General features: G+C 66.7%; 19 protein-coding genes. 14 read left to right on the top strand and 5 right to left on the bottom strand.

From position 1 onward, the window contains the following. Positions 1–312 precede the first annotated feature (312 nt). Positions 313–756 (bottom strand): universal stress protein, encoded by a 444-nt coding sequence (locus tag ASD05_RS17570; RefSeq protein WP_056595064.1) that lies wholly within the window; start codon positions 754–756, stop codon positions 313–315. A 105-nt stretch (positions 757–861) separates the two neighbouring features. Between ASD05_RS17570 and ASD05_RS17565 the strand changes: the two genes are divergently transcribed. The 11 genes from ASD05_RS17565 to ASD05_RS17515 all read left to right on the top strand — a co-directional run bounded on the left by ASD05_RS17565 (position 862) and on the right by ASD05_RS17515 (position 10,677). Further along, positions 862–3,183 (top strand): heavy metal translocating P-type ATPase, encoded by a 2,322-nt coding sequence (locus ASD05_RS17565; RefSeq protein ID WP_056595062.1) that lies wholly within the window; start codon positions 862–864, stop codon positions 3,181–3,183. Next, positions 3,183–3,320, top strand: coding sequence for a cbb3-type cytochrome oxidase assembly protein CcoS (ccoS, locus tag ASD05_RS17560; RefSeq protein ID WP_056595060.1), 138 nt, complete (start codon positions 3,183–3,185; stop codon positions 3,318–3,320). Before ASD05_RS17565 ends, ccoS begins: the two co-directional genes overlap by 1 nt. A 65-nt stretch (positions 3,321–3,385) precedes the next feature. Beyond that, entirely contained in the window at positions 3,386–4,825 is a 1,440-nt protein-coding gene (ccoN, locus tag ASD05_RS17555) for a cytochrome-c oxidase, cbb3-type subunit I (RefSeq protein ID WP_056595833.1), read from the top strand. A gap of 9 nt (positions 4,826–4,834) precedes the next feature. Next, positions 4,835–5,464 carry a cytochrome-c oxidase, cbb3-type subunit II gene (gene ccoO / locus ASD05_RS17550; protein ID WP_056595058.1) on the top strand — a complete coding sequence of 210 codons (630 nt, stop codon included), beginning with the start codon at positions 4,835–4,837 and terminating at the stop codon, positions 5,462–5,464. A 19-nt stretch (positions 5,465–5,483) separates the two neighbouring features. Further along, complete coding sequence (locus ASD05_RS17545) at positions 5,484–5,624, top strand: cbb3-type cytochrome oxidase subunit 3 (protein WP_056595057.1); 141 nt, start codon at positions 5,484–5,486, stop codon at positions 5,622–5,624. Between the two features lie 13 nt (positions 5,625–5,637). After that, positions 5,638–6,555 carry a cytochrome-c oxidase, cbb3-type subunit III gene (gene ccoP, locus ASD05_RS17540; protein ID WP_056595055.1) on the top strand — a complete coding sequence of 306 codons (918 nt, stop codon included), beginning with the start codon at positions 5,638–5,640 and terminating at the stop codon, positions 6,553–6,555. A 15-nt stretch (positions 6,556–6,570) separates the two neighbouring features. Then, positions 6,571–7,983 (top strand): cytochrome c oxidase accessory protein CcoG, encoded by a 1,413-nt coding sequence (gene ccoG, locus ASD05_RS17535; protein WP_056595053.1) that lies wholly within the window; start codon positions 6,571–6,573, stop codon positions 7,981–7,983. Between the two features lie 9 nt (positions 7,984–7,992). Then, a complete protein-coding gene (locus ASD05_RS17530; protein ID WP_056595052.1) occupies positions 7,993–8,307 on the top strand; it encodes a FixH family protein in 315 nt (104 codons plus the stop codon). Then, positions 8,304–8,570 (top strand): hypothetical protein, encoded by a 267-nt coding sequence (locus ASD05_RS17525; protein WP_056595050.1) that lies wholly within the window; start codon positions 8,304–8,306, stop codon positions 8,568–8,570. Before ASD05_RS17530 ends, ASD05_RS17525 begins: the two co-directional genes overlap by 4 nt. Then, positions 8,567–9,973, top strand: a complete 1,407-nt coding sequence (gene hemN, locus ASD05_RS17520) for an oxygen-independent coproporphyrinogen III oxidase (RefSeq protein WP_056595048.1) — start codon at positions 8,567–8,569, stop codon at positions 9,971–9,973. Before ASD05_RS17525 ends, hemN begins: the two co-directional genes overlap by 4 nt. A 2-nt stretch (positions 9,974–9,975) precedes the next feature. Further along, positions 9,976–10,677: a sulfite exporter TauE/SafE family protein gene (locus ASD05_RS17515; RefSeq protein WP_056595046.1), complete on the top strand. Its 702-nt coding sequence runs from the start codon at positions 9,976–9,978 to the stop codon at positions 10,675–10,677. A gap of 51 nt (positions 10,678–10,728) precedes the next feature. On the opposite strand, the gene ASD05_RS17510 is transcribed toward ASD05_RS17515, so the two are convergent. Beyond that, the gene (locus ASD05_RS17510; protein ID WP_268810547.1) at positions 10,729–12,372 is read right to left on the bottom strand and encodes an oleate hydratase; all 1,644 of its coding nucleotides are present in this window, start codon (positions 12,370–12,372) and stop codon (positions 10,729–10,731) included. Positions 12,373–13,063: 691 nt separating this feature from the next. Here ASD05_RS17510 and ASD05_RS30780 point away from each other — a divergent pair. Beyond that, positions 13,064–13,561 (top strand): universal stress protein (locus tag ASD05_RS30780; protein ID WP_235508019.1); only part of this gene is annotated, 498 nt, incomplete at its 5' end. A gap of 8 nt (positions 13,562–13,569) precedes the next feature. After that, entirely contained in the window at positions 13,570–14,922 is a 1,353-nt protein-coding gene (locus tag ASD05_RS17500) for an MBL fold metallo-hydrolase RNA specificity domain-containing protein (protein ID WP_056595043.1), read from the top strand. Between the two features lie 129 nt (positions 14,923–15,051). On the opposite strand, the gene ASD05_RS17495 is transcribed toward ASD05_RS17500, so the two are convergent. The 3 genes from ASD05_RS17495 to ASD05_RS17485 form a co-directional block, all read right to left on the bottom strand. Then, the gene (locus ASD05_RS17495; RefSeq protein WP_056595040.1) at positions 15,052–16,041 is read right to left on the bottom strand and encodes a zinc-dependent alcohol dehydrogenase family protein; all 990 of its coding nucleotides are present in this window, start codon (positions 16,039–16,041) and stop codon (positions 15,052–15,054) included. Between the two features lie 93 nt (positions 16,042–16,134). Continuing rightward, on the bottom strand, positions 16,135–16,788 hold the full coding sequence (locus ASD05_RS17490) for a BON domain-containing protein (protein ID WP_056595038.1): 654 nt from the start codon (positions 16,786–16,788) through the stop codon (positions 16,135–16,137). Positions 16,789–16,930: 142 nt separating this feature from the next. Beyond that, positions 16,931–17,437 (bottom strand): ornithine carbamoyltransferase, encoded by a 507-nt coding sequence (locus ASD05_RS17485; RefSeq protein ID WP_056595830.1) that lies wholly within the window; start codon positions 17,435–17,437, stop codon positions 16,931–16,933. A 431-nt stretch (positions 17,438–17,868) separates the two neighbouring features. Between ASD05_RS17485 and ASD05_RS17480 the strand changes: the two genes are divergently transcribed. Then, a partial coding sequence (locus ASD05_RS17480; RefSeq protein WP_235508018.1) for a Crp/Fnr family transcriptional regulator occupies positions 17,869–18,373 on the top strand: 505 nt, incomplete at both ends.

Below are 18,373 nucleotides of genomic sequence, written 5' to 3'. Positions count from 1 at the left end.
GCAAGCGACGACCTCAACTCTTCAGCTTTTGGTGGCTCAAGGGGAACTACGTTCACCGACGCACCAGACGGCGCCCCATCGCATAGACCATGGTGGTCTTCGCCTTGTTCAGATCGCCTTCGGCGCGGCTCATGTCGAGAGTTGCCCGCGCCTGGGTGGTCTCGGCTCTCTTCGCAATGGAATCTCAAGCGCAGGCTCTTTGCTTGGATACCGATGCGACCGGCAGACCTTTGGTTGGAGTTGAGCTGCGCTATGCAGAAGTTCGTCGCAATCAACCGGAGGGCGAGGCGCACTGCACATGACGCCAGACCGCTACCGCAGCACCAGAACCGGCAGCGACGAGCGCACCAGAACCTGCTGCGTCTCGCTCCCCAGCAGCAGGCGCTTCAGGCCCTTGCGTCCGTGCGAGGCCATCACGATCAGATCGCTCTTGTGCTTCTTTGCTGCCGCGATGATCGATTCGGCGACCAGGTCCGAACTGGCTTGCGCCGTCTTGATCCGTACGCCACGTTCCCGTGCGCGATCCCGCACCTTGTCGAGCATGTCCTGTGCCTTCTCGGCCCACTGCTTCTCGATGCGGCCGACCTCTTCGGCCGAGAAGGTCATCGAGCCTTCGAAATAGCTCTTCGGGTATCGGGGAACGACGGTCAATGCAACCAGGTCCGAGTCGTTCTGCGCCGCCAGCGAGATGGCGCTGTCGACGGCCTTCTTCGAAAGGGCGGTGCCATCGGTGGCGACGAGGATGCGTTTGAACATGAGGATCTCCACATAGCGTGTGGCACCGGAGCTTAGGCGTGCTCCGAGCGATGCGGCTTGATTCAGATCAAGCGCTTCGCAAGGCCCGGCTCTTAGGCTCGGCCGATGAATGCCACGCTTGCCCCCGATCGGGTCGCGATCCCCGTACTCCCCGCCGCAGCCAGCGAAGAGGCCTGGCAGGTGCTGGACGATCCGGCCGAATGGGCCGCCTTCGGCCGCGAACTGGATTCCGCCGATGGAGGCCATTGGGAGTCTCAGGTCGTGGTCGAGGGCATGCACTGCGCGGCCTGCGCCTTCACCGTCGAGGCCGCGCTGCAGCAGGTACCCGGCGTGAGCGAAGCACAAGTCAACGCGGCGAGCCGGGCCGCGCGCGTGGTCTGGTCGCCCGCGCAGACGCGGCCCTCGCGGTGGTTCGAGGCCGCCGCGAAGTCCGGCTACCGGCTCCTGCCGGGCAGCGACCGCTCCGCCAGGGAACTGCGCCGGCGCGAATCACGGCTGGCCCTGTGGCGCTGGCTGGTCTCGGGCTTCTGCATGATGCAGGTGATGATGTACGCCTACCCGGCCTATGTCGCCAGGCCGGGCGACATGACGGCCGATGCGGCGCAACTGCTGCGCTGGGCCTCCTGGGTGTTGACCCTGCCCGTCGTGCTCTTCTCCTGCGGTCCCTTCTTTCGCAGCGCCTGGCGTGACCTGCGCATGGGCCGGGTCGGCATGGATCTTCCCGTGGCCTTCGGCGTGCTCGTGACCTTCGCGGTCAGCAGCGTCGCCACCTTCGACGCCGGTGGCCCGCTCGGTCACGAGGTCTACTTCGACTCGCTGACGATGTTTGTCTTCTTCCTGCTCACCGGCCGCTGGCTGGAGGCGCGGCTGCGCGAGCGCACCGCCGGCTCCCTCGATGCCTTGATGAACCGGCTGCCGGATGGCATCGACCGCCTCGCCGCCGACGGCAGCTGGAGGCGGGTGGCGGTGCGCCGGCTCGCCGTGGGAGACGTGGTGCGGGTGCGCCCGGGCGAAGCCTTCCCCGCCGATGGCGTGGTGATCGAAGGCGACACCAGCGCCGACGAAGCCCTGCTGACCGGCGAATCCCGACCGGTGCCCCGTCCATGCGGCGACCGCGTGCTGGCCGGCAGCCACAACCTCTCGGCGGTGGTCCAGGTGCGCATCGAATCGGTGGGCGAGGGCACGCGTTTTTCCCAGATCGTCCGGCTGATGGAAAGCGCTGCCTCGCGCAAGCCGCGCTTGGCACTGCTGGCGGACCGGGTGGCGAGGCCGTTTCTCGTTGCAGTACTCGCATCGGCCGCGTTGGCGGCGGTGTTCTGGTGGCACGCGGACCCGGGCAAGGCGCTGATGGTGGCGGTCGCGGTGCTCATCGTGACCTGCCCGTGTGCACTGTCGCTCGCGACACCGGCCGCCATGCTCGCCAGCGCCGGCGCCCTGGCGCGCGATGGCGTGCTGACCTCCAACCTGCAGGCGCTGGAGGCGCTGGCATCGGTCGATACGGTGGTGTTCGACAAGACTGGCACATTGACGGGCGACATCCCGCGCCTCGAGCGCATCTATTGCCGGCAGGGCCTGCGGCCCGGCGATGCGCTCGAGATGGCGGCAGCGCTCGCCGCGCAGTCACTGCACCCCGTCGCGCAGGCACTGGTGAATGCGTGGAATGCCCAGTTCCGCTCTCCGCCCGGCTGGACGGTGGAACAGGGCGTAGAAGCCGTGGGGCTCGGGCTCGAGGGCCTGATGCGGCGGACGCGTGCGAGCTCGGGGACGGGCCAGCGCACGCGCCTCGGCTCGTCGAGCTTCTGCGGCGTGAGTCCGCTGGGGGTGGACGCGGCACAAGTCCACCTGGCCGACGAGCGGGGATGGGTCGCCAGCTTCGTTCTCATGGAAGAGCTGCGCGCCGATGCCGCCGCTGCAGTGGCTGCGTTGCGTGCACAGGGCCTGACCGTGCGGCTGCTCTCGGGCGACCGCGACAGCGCAGCGAAGGATATCGGCTCACGCTGCGGCATCGATTTCGCAGAGGGCGGCTGCACACCGGAGGACAAGCTCGACGTGCTCTGGCGGCTGCAGGCGGAGGGAAGGCAGATCGCGATGGTGGGCGATGGCCTCAATGACGGCCCTTCGCTGGCGCGCGCGAACGCTTCGTTCGCGTTCGGCCGTTCCGTGCCGCTGTCGCGCGCGCACGCCGATTTCGTCGTGCTGGGCGACAGGCTCGCCACCATTCCGCAAGCCATCGCACAGGCCCGCAAGACGCTGCGCGTGGTGCGCCAGAACCTCCTTTGGGCCGCGGGCTACAACACGCTGTGCGTGCCGCTCGCCGTCGCGGGCTGGTTGCCGGCGTGGCTCGCCGGCCTCGGCATGGCCGCGAGTTCGCTCGTGGTGGTCCTCAATGCGGCGCGGCTCGCGGCCGCCGGGAAGAAGTTGCGCTGATGGACATCCTCTTCCTGCTCATTCCGCTGTCCGTTGTGCTGGTCCTCGCGATCCTTGGCGGGCTCTGGTGGGCCATCGAGCGTGGCCAATTCGACGACGTCGAGATCGAAGGCGACCGCATCCTGCACGGCGATTGATTTGCATCAAGCCCACGAAGCAGGGCCCCACGGAAACTGCCCGCAACTCATTCAAGGGCACGACGATGCAACAACCGAATCCACCCGCCGCGGCATACGACGACACCGTCGTGCGGCAGTTCGCGCTGATGTCCGTGGTCTGGGGCGTGGTCGGCATGCTGGTCGGCGTGATCATCGCTTCCCAACTGACGTGGCCCGAACTCAACCTCGGCATCCCCTGGCTGAGCTACGGCCGCCTGCGGCCGCTGCACACCAACGCGGTCATCTTCGCCTTCGGCGGTTGCGCGTTGATGGCCACCAGCTTCCACGTGGTGCAGCGCACCTGCCAGGTTCGTCTTTTCGCGCCGAAGCTGGCGTCTTTCGTGTTCTGGGGCTGGCAGGCCGTGATCGTGGCGGCTGCCATCAGCCTCCCGATGGGCTACACCCGGGGCAAGGAGTACGCCGAGCTCGAATGGCCGATCGGCATCCTGATCGCCGTGGTCTGGGTCGCCTACGCCATCGTGTTCTTCGGCACCATCGGCAGGCGAAAGGTCCGCCACATCTACGTCGCCAACTGGTTCTACGGCGCCTTCATCATCGCGGTCGCGCTGCTGCACATCGTGAATGGCGCGGCGATTCCGGCCGGCTGGATGAAGAGCTATTCGGCCTACGCCGGCGTGCAGGATGCGATGGTGCAGTGGTGGTACGGCCACAACGCCGTCGGCTTCTTCCTCACCGCCGGTTTCCTGGGGATGATGTATTACTACATTCCCAAGCAGGCCGGCCGACCGGTGTATTCGTACCGGCTGTCCATCGTCCACTTCTGGGCGCTTATCTTCACCTACATGTGGGCGGGCCCGCACCACCTGCACTACACCGCGCTGCCGGACTGGACCCAGTCGCTCGGCATGGTGTTCTCGCTGATCCTGCTGGCGCCGAGCTGGGGCGGCATGATCAACGGCGTGATGACGCTCTCGGGCGCCTGGCACAAGCTGCGCACCGACCCGATCCTGCGCTTCCTGATCGTCGCGCTGTCGTTCTACGGCATGTCGACCTTCGAGGGGCCCATGATGTCCATCAAGACCGTCAACGCCCTGAGCCACTACACCGACTGGACCATCGGCCACGTGCACTCCGGCGCGCTCGGCTGGGTGGGCTTCATCACCATGGGCTCGCTCTACTACCTGATTCCGCGCATGTACGGCCGCACGCAGATGTACAGCGTGAAGGCCATCGATGTCCACTTCTGGGTCGCCACCATCGGCATTGTTCTGTACATCGCCGCGATGTGGATCGCCGGCGTGATGCAGGGCCTCATGTGGCGCGCGATCAATCCCGACGGCACGCTCACCTACACCTTCGTGGAGAGCGTGAAGGCCACTTTCCCGTTCTACCTGGTGCGCGTGATAGGCGGCTTGCTCTACCTCGGCGGGATGCTGCTGATGGCCTGGAACGTCTGGATGACCGTCATTTCGGGCCGGTCGGTACGCGCCGAGATCCCGCCCACTGCCATGGCCCATGCCTGAGGACGCACCATGAACCAGAACACTGAAAAAGCCACGGGCTTCTCCCACGAGAGGGTCGAGACCAACAACCTGCTGATGATCGTGCTGATCCTTGTCGTGGTGGCCGTCGGCGGCCTCGTCGAGATCGTGCCGCTCTTCTTCCAGAAGTCGACCACCGAGGCGGTGGAGGGCGTCAAGCCGCTCGCGCCGCTGCAACTGGCCGGCCGCGACATCTACCTGCGCGAGGGTTGCTACAACTGCCACTCGCAGATGATCCGGCCCTTCCGCTCGGAGACGCTGCGCTACGGCCACTACTCGGTGGCGGGCGAGTTCGTCTACGACCATCCGTTCCAGTGGGGCAGCAAGCGCACCGGCCCCGACCTGCACCGAGTGGGCGGCAAGTACAGCGACGAGTGGCACCGCATCCACCTGAACAACCCGCGCGACCTGGTGCCCGAATCGAACATGCCGGCCTACACATGGCTGGAAAAGACGCCGGTCGACGCGTTGGCCCTGCCGGACCACATGCGCGCGTTGCGCCGCGTTGGCGTGCCCTACACCGATGGCGAGATCGCCAAGGCCACGGAAGAGGTCACGGGCAAGACCGAGATGGAGGCCACGGTGGCCTACCTGCAATCGCTGGGCCTGGCGCTGAAGTAGGCAACAAGGGACCGAAACCATGATCGACATCACCACCTTGCGCATTGCAGCCACCGTCGTCTGCTTCGCGCTTTTCATCGGCATCGTGATCTGGGCCTATTCGCGTTGCAACGCGCGCGACTTCCAGGACGCGGCCCGCCTGCCTTTCGAGCAGGACTGAGGAGCGCACGACCATGAGCGATTTCATCGGCCATTTCTGGTCCGGCTACGTTGCCGCGATCTCGTTGCTGAGCATCATCGGCTGCGTGCTGCTGTTGTGGTTCACCGCGCGCAAGCGGGTCGCGTCCAGCGCGGACAACACAACTGGCCACGTCTGGGACGAGGATCTTCGCGAAGCCAACAATCCGCTGCCCATGTGGTGGATCGGCCTGTTCGTGCTGACCATCGTCTTCGGGCTGGGTTACCTGGCAGTCTTTCCGGGGCTGGGCAGTTTTCGCGGCCAGTCCGGTTGGAGTTCGCAGGAGCAGTACCAAGCGGAAGTAGCCAAAGCCACGCAGGAGCTCGCGCCCGTCTACGCGAAGTACGCAGCCATGCCTGTCGAGGAAATAGCGCAGGACCCGCAGGCCAAGGCCATCGGCGAGCGGCTCTTCATGAACAACTGCGCCCAGTGCCACGGCTCCGACGCACGAGGCAGCAAGGGCTTTCCCAACCTGACCGACAAGGACTGGCTGCACGGTGGCGCGCCCGAGAAGGTCATCGAGAGCATCACGAAAGGCCGCGTGGGCGTGATGCCGCCGATGGCGGCGGCCGTCGGCACGCCGGACGACGTGAAGAACGTGGCCAACTACGTGCTGAGCCTGTCGGGCGAGCCACACGACTCGGTGCGCGCCGGCCTCGGAAAGTCGAAGTTCACGGCCTGCGCGGCATGCCACGGCATCGGCGGCTTGGGCAACCAGGCCCTTGGCGCACCCAATCTCAGCGACAAGATCTGGCTCCACGGCTATGGCGAGGCCGCCATCATCCAGATGATCAACTCGGGCAAGCACAACGAGATGCCCGCGCAGGAAGGCCGGCTCACCGAGGCGCAGATCCGGATGCTCGCGTCGTATGTCTGGGGGTTCTCCAACAGCACGACCACGGCCACGCCCTGACACCGGCGGCTGACCATGACACGGAAGATCATTCCCATCGTCAATGCCGGCAGCGACGAAGTCGGCCTCTACGAGGCGACGAAGAAGGTCTACCCCCGCACCGTGCGCGGCACTTTCGCGCGCTGGCGCTGGGCCATGGTCTTTCTCACCCAGCTGTTTTTCTACGGACTGCCATGGGTGGAATGGGGAGGTCGGCAGATGGTGCTGTTCGACCTGGCTGCTCGCCGCTTCTACATCTTCGGGCTGGTGCTGTACCCGCAGGACCTGATCTATCTCTCGGGCCTGTTGGTCATCAGCGCGCTGTCGCTCTTCCTGTTCACCGCGGTGGCCGGGCGGCTGTGGTGCGGCTACGCCTGTCCGCAGACCGTCTACACAGAGATCTTCATGTGGGTCGAGCACAAGATCGAAGGCAACCGCACGGCGCGCATGCGGCTCGATGCCGAGCCCATGTCGCTCGAGAAGCTGGTGAAGAAGTGGTTCAAGCACATTGTCTGGATCGGCATCGCGCTATGGACCGGCTTCACCTTCGTGGGTTACTTCACGCCCATCCGCGAGCTCGGCATGGCCTTCCTGCAGACGCAGATGGGGTCGTGGGAGGTGTTCTGGGTCTTCTTCTACGGCTTTGCCACTTATGGCAATGCCGGTTTCATGCGCGAGCAGGTCTGCAAGTACATGTGCCCCTACGCGCGCTTCCAGAGCGCCATGTTCGATCGCGACACGCTCATCGTCACCTACGACCCCCGGCGTGGCGAGCCGCGAGCACCGCGCCGCAAGGGCCCAGATCCGCGCACCATGGCGCTGGGCGACTGCATCGACTGCGGCCTGTGCGTGCAGGTTTGCCCGACCGGCATCGACATTCGCCAGGGCCTGCAGTACGAATGCATCGGCTGCGGCCTTTGCGTGGATGCCTGCGACACCGTCATGCAGAAGATGGCCTACCCGCCGCGATTGATCCGCTATGACACGCAGAACGGCATGGAAGCCGGGTGGTCGCGCCGCCAGTTGCTGCGGCGCGTGCTGCGACCGCGCGTGCTGGTCTACACGACGATCCTGGCGGTGCTTGTGATCGGGCTTCTGGCCAGCCTTGTCGTGCGTGCGCCGTTCAAGGTCGACGTGGTGCGCGATCGGGCCTCGCTGGCCCGCATCGCAGAGGGCGGCCGGCTCGAGAACGTCTACCGGCTCCAGATCATGAACGCCACCGAGCAGCCGAGGCACTACCGCATCGCCGCCGTTGGGCTGGACGGCCTCAGCGTCTCGCCCGACGAGCCGGTGACGGTCGATGCGGCCGGGTCGCGCTGGGTTGCGGTACGGCTGCAGGTGCCCTATGGCGCCGTGCCGGCCGGGTCGCACACGATGCATTTCCGTATTCGCGACGAGGACGGCGGAACGCAGGTTTCGGAAAAGGCGGCCTTCCTGGTGCCGCGCTGAAAGGTCGACATGAACGCAACAACGACAACGGCAACAACGACAACGGCAACAACGAACGAGCAGGCGGCCGGGCCTTGGTGGCGCTATCCGCTGCTCTGGATGGTGATCGGCGGTCCGGTGGCCGTGATGATCGCGAGCTTCGCGACTTTCTGGCTGGCCTGGCGCAGCCCCGATGCGCTGGTGTCCGAGGACTACTACCGCGAGGGCGTCGAGATCAACAAGACCCTGGCCGCGAAGAAGCTGCTGCCCGCGCTGGCCGGCCGCAACCATGCGACCACGCCAGCGGACGACATGCCGCAGCCGGCCCGGAAGGCGGCGCCATGAACGGGTTGCGCCAGCTCGCCGGCGTCTTGTGGCCATCTTTCCTGGTGGCCTGTGCCATGGAGGTGCTGGTGTTCGCGCTCGTCGATCCGGTCAACGCGTTCTGCGGCGCCGACGCGCTGCGTATGTCGCGCCAGGGCGTCTATACCGCTGCCTTCTTTATCTTCTGGCTGATGGCGGCGGCTTCGAGCGCCTGCACGGCATTGCTCGCCATGCCGTCTGCTCCGGAATTTTCGGATGCACCCCAGCGGACGCCTTCGCAATGACTCACGCCGCTTTTACTCCTGCGTCCGGGGAGATTTCGTTGCCCGTCGACCTGCTGCGCCAGTTCGACGTTCCCGGGCCGCGCTACACCTCCTATCCCACCGCGGACCGGTTCGTCGACGCCTTCGGGGCCGAAGACTATGCACAAGCGCTGCGCCGCCGGCGCGAGGCGGGCGCGCAGGCGCCGCCACTGTCGCTCTACGTCCATGTCCCATTCTGCGAGTCGCTGTGCTACTACTGCGCCTGCAACAAGATCGTCACCCGGCATCATGAGCGAGGCCGGCAGTATCTGTCCGACCTGGCGCGGGAAGCCGGACTCCAGGCCGCCCAACTGGGCCGCGGCGCCACCGTTGGCCATCTGCATCTCGGCGGTGGCTCTCCCACCTTTCTCGACGATGCCGAACTTGGCGAGCTCATGGAGTTGCTGCACCGTTCCTTCGCCTTCGTGCCTGGCGGCGAGCGCTCCATCGAGATCGATCCGCGCACGGTCGATGCGCAGCGCCTTGCGAACCTGGCCGCGCTGGGCTTCAACCGCCTCAGTTTCGGCGTACAGGACTTCGACCCCGCCGTGCAGCAGGCCGTGCATCGCATCCAGCCGGCGCAGCAGGTCTTTGCATTGATGGATGCGGCGCGCGCGCTCGGCTTCGGATCGATCAACGTGGACCTGATCTACGGGTTGCCTCGGCAGAACGACGCGTCCTTCGAGCGCACACTGGCCCAGATTCGCGAGCTGCGGCCCGACCGCATTGCGCTCTACGCCTATGCGCACCTGCCCGAACGCTTCAAGCCACAACGGCGAATCGCGGCCGAGGAACTGCCGGATGCCGCCGCGCGGGTGCGCATGCTTGCAAGCGCGATCGCGCGGCTCACCGAAGCGGGCTATGTCTACATCGGCATGGACCATTTCGCGCTGCCTGACGACCCTCTCGCGATCGCCAAGAGGGAAGGGCGGCTGCAGCGCGACTTTCAGGGCTACGGCACCCGGCCCGAAGGTGACCTGATTGCGCTCGGCGTCTCGGGCATCGGCCGCGTGGGCGCCACCTACAGCCAGAACGCCAAGAGCCTGGATGAATACAGCGATCTCCTCGATCAGGGGCGCCTGCCCGTGGTCCGGGGCCTCGCGCTGTCGCGCGACGACCTGCTGCGGCGCGAAGTGATCATGGCGCTGATGTGCCGGGGCCGGATCGACTTCAACGCCATGGGGGATGCGTTTGCCATCGACTTCCGGCGCTACTTCGCCGTCGAGTTTGCGGCGCTCGGCTCGCTGGTCGCCAACGGCCTGGTGCGGTTGAGCGACCACGATCTCGTCGTGACCGAGCAGGGCTGGTTCCTCGTACGGGCAGTCGCCATGGTGTTCGACCGGTACTGCCGCGCGAACCGCGCCCGCTTTTCCCGCGTGGTCTGACCATGCAGCTCGCACTCGCCGGTGCCGCGCTTCTCATGGGGCTGGCCGGAGGGCCGCATTGCGTGGCGATGTGCGGCGCAGCTTCGTCGGCGGTGATACGGATCGTGCCGCTCGCGCCGGCGGGTCAGGGCGCGATGCCTGCGCTCGCGGCGCCGGGTGCCTTCCATCTTGGCCGCATCGCGAGCTACGCGATGGCTGGCGCCATCGCGGCCGCCAGCGTCGACAGCCTGGCGCTGGCCAGCACCCAGGTTGCCGCCTTGCGGCCGCTGTGGGTGCTGCTGCACGTGTTCGTGTTCGCGTGGGGCGCGATGCTGGCCGCCACGGGACGACAGCCGCGGTGGGCGCAGCGCGTCGGCCGCTCGGTCGAATCGCGTCTTCGCCCCCACGTCGGCGGTACGTGGGTGGGTGTGCTTGCGACAGGACTGCTGTGGGTTGCGCTGCCTTGCGGGCTGCTCTACTCGGCGCTGATGCTGGCCGGGTTGGGCAGCGGGCCCCTGCAGGGGGCGGCGCTGATGGCGCTGTTCGCTGTCGGGAGCGGCCTTTCGCTGCTGGTCGGGCCATGGCTCTGGCAGCGTTTGCGCCTGGCCGGTGGCGCGGGGCGCCAGACCTGGGGGGCAAGGGTGGCCGGCGCGCTGCTGGCCGCCGTGGCGGTGCATGCCCTGTGGTCGGATCTTGTTCGCCAGATCGACGCCTTGTGCCGATGAGCCGCGAGGCCTCCTTTGGGGGCGCATCGGCGGCGAGGGTCTTTCCCGGCGTCAACCCATCAGCGTGCGCAGGCTCGCAAGCGCCACCTTCGGATCGGCGATGCCGTGGTAGATGGGCGGCACTTCGAGATCCAGGTCCATGAGCCCGTAGACCCCGTGCATCGCGCCGCGCACCGAGTACTCGACCGTGAAGACGACGTCTTCCGGAATCTCCACGTACTGGCCCAGCAATGCGAAGTTCTTCGCGCCGGCCGGGATGACGGGCGGGCGGTCCGACGCGCTGCGGCATGCGAACTCGCTGGTGATGTAGGGCATCATCACCGGCACTACGGTCGTGGTGTTCCGCACCTCTTCGAGGATGTCCTCGAAGCCAAGGTGATGCATCAGCTCCGTGAGAATTTCCTGGCCGCTGGCCTGAGCCATCGTCTTGTCGACGTGGTTGCCCTGGGTGTCGATGAGAAGCCCGTAACCCCACAGCGTGTAGACCCCCTCGGCTTGGTCCTCGAAGTGCGGCGCGTGCGGCACGACGATCGACATCAGCCAACTCGAATCCTTGAAGGTCATGAGTCCGCCGGTGCCGGGCGGATTGCCCGAGAAAGCCTGAATGCGCCGGATCAGCAGAGGGCTGCGCATCGTGAGCGTGAACGACTCCCACTTGCTCTCGTCCACGTTGCCGCAGAAGGTCTCCGGCCGGCCGAGGCCCGGCGCCTTGCGTGCCATGTTGCGCCACAGGGTCCAGGCCCCGTCGCTCAGGCCGCGTACGAGTTCGGGCGCCTGCTGGTCGTTGCCGTTGCGCGAGTCGGCGGTCATCGAGCCGATGGTGACGAAGGCGCATTCATCCTCGCCTAGGCGATACGCCAGGGGTCGGCCTTGCTTGATGCAATGCAGGGTCTCGAGCCGCAGGCCGTCTGCGCCGGTGACGAAGTCCGCATCGGCTACGCGCACGCCGTATTCGAACCGCACCCCGCGATCCAGCAGCCACTTCACCATCGGGCGCACGATGGTGTCGTACTGGTTGAATTCGGTGCGCCGCACGCCACCCAGCGTGTGGATGCGCGGCAGCTCCTGCAGGAAGCGCAGCATGTAGCGCTTCAGCTCGACGGCGCTGTGCCAGTTCTGGAACGCGAATGTCGTGCGCCACATGGCCCAGAAATGGGTGTCGAGAAAGTGCGTGGAAAAGCATTCCTCGATGCGCCGGGTTCCCAGCACGCGCTCCGGTGTGGCCAGCAGGCGCATCAGTTCCGCCCGGTCCTGGAAATTGAAGCCCAGGTCGTTGGCGTCGAGGATGCGGCGATTCCGGTCGATCAGCCGGGCGTGCGCGTCGGAGCGCCAAAGCGCATTGAAAGCCTGTATCTCGTCGCGTACCGTGCGGTTCGGCGAGCGGGACGAGGGAATGCTCTGCAGCACGTTCCACAGACATGTGTAGGTCTCGTCGGTGAACATGCGCCCGCCGCGTGTCACGTAGCCCTGGATGGCATTGCCACTGCCATCGAGCGCGCCGCCCGGCGTCGGTGCTTCCTCGAGGATGCGGATGCGCGATCCGGGCATGCCGGCGTCGCGGATCAGAAGCACGGCTGCGGAAAGGGCGCCGATGCCGCTGCCGACGATGCAGGCCTGTTGGAACGAAGTCATGTTGTGGTGCCTTTTTTCTAGCGGGTGAGTGAAGCGGTGCACGGAGGTATGAGGCCGTGACATGAAGCCGTAGGCTAGGCACGCATGGCCGGCTCGGTCTTGCGCCGGATCAAGCTTTGGCGCTGTCGGGTTCGGGCTCTAGAGCGGTTGATGCAGCGCAAGGCCGCGCAGGACGAAGGGGCCTAAGGTCGCCCCCATCACGTCCCGCCAGCCCAAGGAGATCCTTCATGCAGACCCCGAAATCCATCCTGCTCCACCTCGACGGTTCCCCACGCACGGCGGAGCGCATCAAGCTGGCGCGCCAGCTCGCCGAGACTTTCGATGCCGAAGTGACCGCCCGGCCGTGCACTCTGTCCGCACTCATGCGCTACCCGTACGCCATCGAGGCCGCGGCGGAAGCGGTCGCGNGCCGAGACTTTCGATGCCGAAGTGACCGCCCGGCCGTGCACTCTGTCCGCACTCATGCGCTACCCGTACGCCATCGAGGCCGCGGCGGAAGCGGTCGCGATCATGCAGGAGATCGACAAGGATGCACGCGACAAGATGCACGCTACCTTCATGACGCACGGCGCGGGCTCACAGCGCCTGCACTGGGCCGAACCGGAGAGCGACGGCCCGTGGGGATTCGCGCGGCGCGCGCTCTATGCCGACCTGCTCATCCTCGGCCAGCGTGACCGGAACGACCCGATGGACAGCGAACTGCCCGGCGATTTCCTGCCGAGCGTGCTGGTGCAAAGCGGCCGGCCGGCGCTGNCTCATCCTCGGCCAGCGTGACCGGAACGACCCGATGGACAGCGAACTGCCCGGCGATTTCCTGCCGAGCGTGCTGGTGCAAAGCGGCCGGCCGGCGCTGATGCTGCCCTACACGGGCCCGATCGGCCCCATCGGCCACAACGTGCTGGTGGCATGGAAGGAAACGCGCGAGTCCGCGCGGGCCGTGACTGCCGCGCTGCCGTGGCTGCGCAAGGCGGCGCGAGTGCATGCCGTTGCCTACGGCGAGGACGCGGAAGCGTCCCTGCAGAGATTGCAGGACTACCTGCGGATGCAGGGCATCCAGAACCTTGCCCTGCATTCCGGTGGGGAGAAGGACGACGACGTCGGCAACAAGCTGCTGTCCTTCGCCGCCGACCTGAGTTCCGACCTGCTCGTGATGGGCTGCTATGGACACAGCCGGGCGCGCGAATGGGTGATGGGTGGCGCCACGCTGTCCATGCTCCAGTGGATGACGCTGCCCGTGTTGATGTCGCACTGAGGCACCCCGTGCGCATCGATTTCCTCGGCGGCACGGGTACCGTCACCGGCTCGAAGTACCTGCTGACCCACAACGACAAGCGGCTGCTGGTCGATTGCGGACTCTTCCAGGGGTTGAAGCAATTGCGCCTGCGCAACTGGGATGCATTGCCGGTCGATCCATCCACCATCGATGCCGTGCTGCTGACCCACGCGCACATGGACCACAGCGGATTCGTGCCGCGCCTTGTCCAGCTTGGGTTCAAGGGCAAGGCGTATTGCACGTCGGCCACCCGCGAACTCTGCGACCTGCTGCTGCCCGACTCCGGCCGCCTGCAGGAAGAGGATGCCGACTTCGCCAACCGCCACGGGCACTCGAAGCACAAGCCCGCGCTGCCGCTGTACACCGAGCAGGATGCGCGGGTCGCCCTCAAGCGTTTCGAGGCCATCCCGTTCGGCCAGGAGTGCTCGCCGTGGCCGGGCTGGTCGTGGCAGTTGCGCAGGGCGGGCCACATACTCGGCGCCGGCAGCCTGCGTGTGGGCTGGGACGGCGGGAGCATCCTGTTCTCGGGCGACCTGGGGCGCGGCGACGACCTGCTGATGCGTCCGCCCGAAAGCGCCGAACCAGCGGACTACGTGGTGGTGGAGTCGACCTACGGCAACCGAAAGCATCCGGCGACGGATACGCTGGTCGAACTGGCGGGCGTGATCAACCGCACGGCCGCGCGCGGCGGCATCGTGCTCATTCCAGCCTTCGCCATTGGGCGCGCACAGACGCTGCTGCATTGCATCCAGCTGCTCAAGCAGGCGCGGCGCATTCCCGAAATGCCGGTGTACCTGAACAGCCCGATGGCGGCGGACGCCACGCGCATCTATCGCAAGCACATGGACGAGCACCGGTTGAACGCCGAACAGTGCGCCGCGATGCAAGGGAAGACCATCATCGTCAACACGATCGAGGAATCGCGACGGCTGAACTTCCTGGACTTTCCGTCGATCATTGTGTCGGCCAGCGGCATGGCAACCGGCGGGCGGGTTCTGCACCATCTGAAGGCCTATGCGCCCGATGCCCGGAACACCATCCTGTTTGCGGGCTTCCAGGCGGCGGGCACGCGCGGTGCGGCCATGGTGGCTGGCGCCGATGCGGTCAAGATCCACGGCGCCTACGTGCCGGTGCGAGCGGAAGTTGCAAACCTGGAGACACTGTCGGCCCATGCCGACCGCGATGAACTGCTCGCCTGGCTCGATGCCCAGCAGGCACCTCGCAGGGTGTTTGTGACCCACGGGGAGCCTGCGGCAGCCGATGCCTTGCGACTGGCCATCGAGGAGCGCCACGGCTGGCCGTGCACCGTGCCCGACTACCGCGAGTCGCGCGAGCTCTGAAGCCCGGCGCGCTTGTGGCTTCTCCATTTGTCTCAGCCGCCGGGACGGTGGCCTGCGGGCAAGACTGCGCCTGGACAACGCTCTCGCGCTTGATGCGGATCAAGTCTGGTCCCGGTTCAGCACACGGTCTCAGGGGACAAGCACTGCCGCGCCCTCGATGCGACCTGCGCGCAGGTCGTCCAGCGCCTCGTTGGCCTGTGCGAGCGGATAGGTCCTGACGTGCACCTGCATGGGGTGCTCCTGCGCAAAATCCAGGAACTCCCTGGCATCGGCGCGCGTGAGGTTCGCCACCGAGATCACGCTGCGCTCTTCCCACAGCAGCCGATACGGAAAGGCCGGAATGTCGCTCATGTGGATGCCGCCGCACACCACCCGGCCGCCCTTGCGCAGGACGCACAACGCGGCGGGCACCAGGTCGCCGGCGGGCGCGAAGACGATGGCCGCATCCAGCGATTCGGGCGGCCGCTCGTTCGAGCCTCCAGCCCACTCGGCGCCCAGTCGGCGTGCGAAGTCCTGCGTCTTCAGGTCCCCCGGGCGAGTGAATGCGAAGACCTCGCGCCCCTGTGCGATGGCGGCTTGCGCCACCAGGTGCGCCGCGGCGCCGAAACCGAAGATGCCCAGACGATGCGAGTTTTCGCCAGCCGCCTTCAGGCTGCGCCAGCCGATCAGGCCCGCACAGAGCAGGGGGGCGATGTGCACGGCGTCGGTCTCGGGCATGCCCAGCGGCAGGCAGAAGGCCGCCTCGGCGATCACGTGGCTCGCGAAGCCGCCGTCGCGGTGGTAGCCGGTGAAGCGTGGTGCGTCGCAGAGGTTCTCGTGGCCGTCCTCACAAAACGAGCAGCAGCCGCAGCTGTGACCCAGCCACGGCACGCCCACGCGGTCGCCCAGCCTGTACCCAGTTTCCCCGGAGCCGATTGCTTCCACCACGCCCACAATCTCGTGCCCCGGCACGATCGGCAGCACAGGCAGCGGTAGTTCACCGTCGACGACGTGCAAGTCGGTGCGGCAAACGGCGCAGGCCAGCACGCGCAGGCGCAACTCGCCCGGGCCGGGTTCCGGGATGTTGCGCCGCTCCATCTCCAGCGGCAGCAGCGCGGCGTTCAGCATCATGGCGCGCATGGTCGGCGTGCCGCTAGGGAAGGGGTCGCGGGCGATTTGCATCGCAGAGGTCGTATGCATGGCAGGACTCGCTGACGAGTGCGACGCGCATGCTCAGGCGTCCACGAGCAGGTCGTTGACCACCACGGAGACGCCGGGTGTGGCCCACGCAGCGCCTTGCACCGCGTCGCGCTCGGTCCACGAGTGGACGGTGCCGCGCAGCGTGACGTGCGAGCCATCGACCAGGATGGAGAGCTTGTGGGCTTCGCGATCGGCCTGACGCGAGAGCGCGTCGTGAATCTTCTTCTCGACGTCGGCGGCACTCACCTTGGGCTTGACCTTCACGAGGTTCGACACGCCGGTCACGCCCATCAGGTTGCGCACGGCGATCTCGGCGGCGCTGCGCTGGTATTCCCACTCGACTTCACCGGTGAGCGAAAGCCAGCCTTTCTCCACCATGGGGCGGATCTTGTCGTCGGGCACGAGCACGTTCCATTCGAGCGCACGTTCGGCTGCCAGCGCGATGTCGGCATCGGTGCGCTGGTTGTCGAAGGGCAGCTTCACCGTCAGTTCGACAGCCAGTGCCTTGACGCCATGCACGCGCTGCGCGGCGCGCTCGACGGCGTACTTCTCGGCGTAGCTGGCCAGGTGGCCTGTGAGGGTGACCACGCCGTCCTTGACGATCACCCCGATGTCGGAGGTCTTGACGTCTGGCGCCCAGTTCAACTCGGCCTGGATGTCGTCGCGCAGTTGGGTATCGGTCTTCATGGGAGATTCCTTGCAGTGGATGAACGGAGGAGAGAAGCGGTCGGCGCCCAAAAGCGGGGGCAACCGTGGAATCCACTGTAGGAAGCGCGCGGACGGCCCGTATTGCGCTGGATCAAGGAGCGCGCGGAGTGCGCCCGGCGGCTCAGGCGATGGCGTCCAGCAGCAGGGCCTGAAGCACGAAGCGCCGGTTGTCCGCTAGAGGTGTCTTGTCGCCCAGCAGCTCGGCGAGCTGGTCGGCCGGATGGGCCTTCGTGGCGGCTCCATCGAAGACCGGTATGCCGGCGTGCTGGCCGATGCGCTGCACCAGCACGGGGTCGAGGCCCTGGCATTCCACTGCGTCGTAGAGACGGCCGAGCATGCGGGCCGTGTGTTGCACTTGCTGCGGTGCGCTCGCGAGCGACAGGCCCGGGCGCATGACGGCCACGTGCGCCCCCAGCTCCTCGGCGGCGCTGCGGAACAGCGCCTGCGACTCATCGGGCGCCGTTTCGCACAGCAGTCCCAGGTTCTTGCCGCGCAGCAGTCTGGTCGTGTTCCCGTCCAGCGCGGCGCGCTGAAGCAACCGCGCGCGGCACAGCAGACTCGTCACCTCCAGCGGCGAGAGCGATGACGGCGCAGCTTCGAGAGCGCAGGCCTGATGGGCAAGGGGCATGGGAATGGTCATATGTGACCTGCCAAGACTAAGTGCGCCGGGCCCTCCGGGGTTTGATGCAAGTCAAGGTGCGGGGCGGGCACGTTCGACTTGCTACGCGCCGCATGTCCTTGATACACGCCGGACACATTGCATTCACCGAGCGTTACCCATCGATTCCGGCCGTTGTCATTGCATTGCCGCGGGCTTCCTAGCATCCATCCATCGACACGCGACAGACAACCAAGGAGTCCCAGATGCTCAATACCGCCACCCCCTCGATGACCGCTGCGGTCGCGCCCAGCATCGGCCGGGAGTGCCCGGGACAGCACAGCACGGCAGACACACTGAAACTTCTCTGCGAGCAGCTCAAGCCGCAGCGCCGTGTCGTGCACACGGGCGACACGATCTACCAGGCGGGCGAGCGCTTCGGCAACCTCTACATCCTGAANCTTCTCTGCGAGCAGCTCAAGCCGCAGCGCCGTGTCGTGCACACGGGCGACACGATCTACCAGGCGGGCGAGCGCTTCGGCAACCTCTACATCCTGAATTCGGGCTTCTTCAAGATCGTGAATCTTTCGGCCGACGGGCGCGAGCAGGTGGTGGGCCTCAAGTTCCGAGGCGACTGGCTCGGCTTCGACGGCATTTCCAGCGGGCGCTACTCGTGCGATGCGGTGGCCATGGACACCGGCGAGATCTGGGTCGTGTCGTATGAGGCCCTGCTGGCCGCTTGCGCCACGCAGCCCGCTTTGCTGCAGGTGCTGCATGCCGCCATGAGCCGCGAGATCGCGCACGACCGGGACTCCCTGATGTCCGTCTGCACGCTGCCCGCCGATGCCCGCGTGGCCGACTTCCTGCGCTACTGGGCCGAGACGCTGGCCGAGCGCGGCATGCGCACCGACGAGATCACGCTGCGCATGACGCGCGCCGAGATCGGCAACTACCTGGGCATGACGT

The sequence above is a fragment of the Variovorax sp. Root434 genome (assembly GCF_001426595.1).
Lineage (GTDB): Bacteria > Pseudomonadota > Gammaproteobacteria > Burkholderiales > Burkholderiaceae_C > Variovorax.
This window is presented reverse-complemented; position numbering and strand designations above follow the sequence as displayed.

Excerpts from the sequence above, each read along its gene's own strand:
- ASD05_RS17570 (WP_056595064.1), bottom strand. The coding sequence starts at position 756 with ATGTTCAAACGCATCCTCGTCGCCACCGATGGCACCGCCCTTTCGAAG.
- ASD05_RS17565 (WP_056595062.1), top strand. The coding sequence starts at position 862 with ATGAATGCCACGCTTGCCCCCGATCGGGTCGCGATCCCCGTACTCCCC.
- ccoS (WP_056595060.1), top strand. The coding sequence starts at position 3,183 with ATGGACATCCTCTTCCTGCTCATTCCGCTGTCCGTTGTGCTGGTCCTC.
- ccoN (WP_056595833.1), top strand. The coding sequence starts at position 3,386 with ATGCAACAACCGAATCCACCCGCCGCGGCATACGACGACACCGTCGTG.
- ccoO (WP_056595058.1), top strand. The coding sequence starts at position 4,835 with ATGAACCAGAACACTGAAAAAGCCACGGGCTTCTCCCACGAGAGGGTC.
- ASD05_RS17545 (WP_056595057.1), top strand. The coding sequence starts at position 5,484 with ATGATCGACATCACCACCTTGCGCATTGCAGCCACCGTCGTCTGCTTC.
- ccoP (WP_056595055.1), top strand. The coding sequence starts at position 5,638 with ATGAGCGATTTCATCGGCCATTTCTGGTCCGGCTACGTTGCCGCGATC.
- ccoG (WP_056595053.1), top strand. The coding sequence starts at position 6,571 with ATGACACGGAAGATCATTCCCATCGTCAATGCCGGCAGCGACGAAGTC.
- ASD05_RS17530 (WP_056595052.1), top strand. The coding sequence starts at position 7,993 with ATGAACGCAACAACGACAACGGCAACAACGACAACGGCAACAACGAAC.
- ASD05_RS17525 (WP_056595050.1), top strand. The coding sequence starts at position 8,304 with ATGAACGGGTTGCGCCAGCTCGCCGGCGTCTTGTGGCCATCTTTCCTG.
- hemN (WP_056595048.1), top strand. The coding sequence starts at position 8,567 with ATGACTCACGCCGCTTTTACTCCTGCGTCCGGGGAGATTTCGTTGCCC.
- ASD05_RS17515 (WP_056595046.1), top strand. The coding sequence starts at position 9,976 with ATGCAGCTCGCACTCGCCGGTGCCGCGCTTCTCATGGGGCTGGCCGGA.
- ASD05_RS17510 (WP_268810547.1), bottom strand. The coding sequence starts at position 12,372 with ATGTCACGGCCTCATACCTCCGTGCACCGCTTCACTCACCCGCTAGAA.
- ASD05_RS17495 (WP_056595040.1), bottom strand. The coding sequence starts at position 16,041 with ATGCGCGCCATGATGCTGAACGCCGCGCTGCTGCCGCTGGAGATGGAG.
- ASD05_RS17490 (WP_056595038.1), bottom strand. The coding sequence starts at position 16,788 with ATGAAGACCGATACCCAACTGCGCGACGACATCCAGGCCGAGTTGAAC.
- ASD05_RS17485 (WP_056595830.1), bottom strand. The coding sequence starts at position 17,437 with ATGCCCCTTGCCCATCAGGCCTGCGCTCTCGAAGCTGCGCCGTCATCG.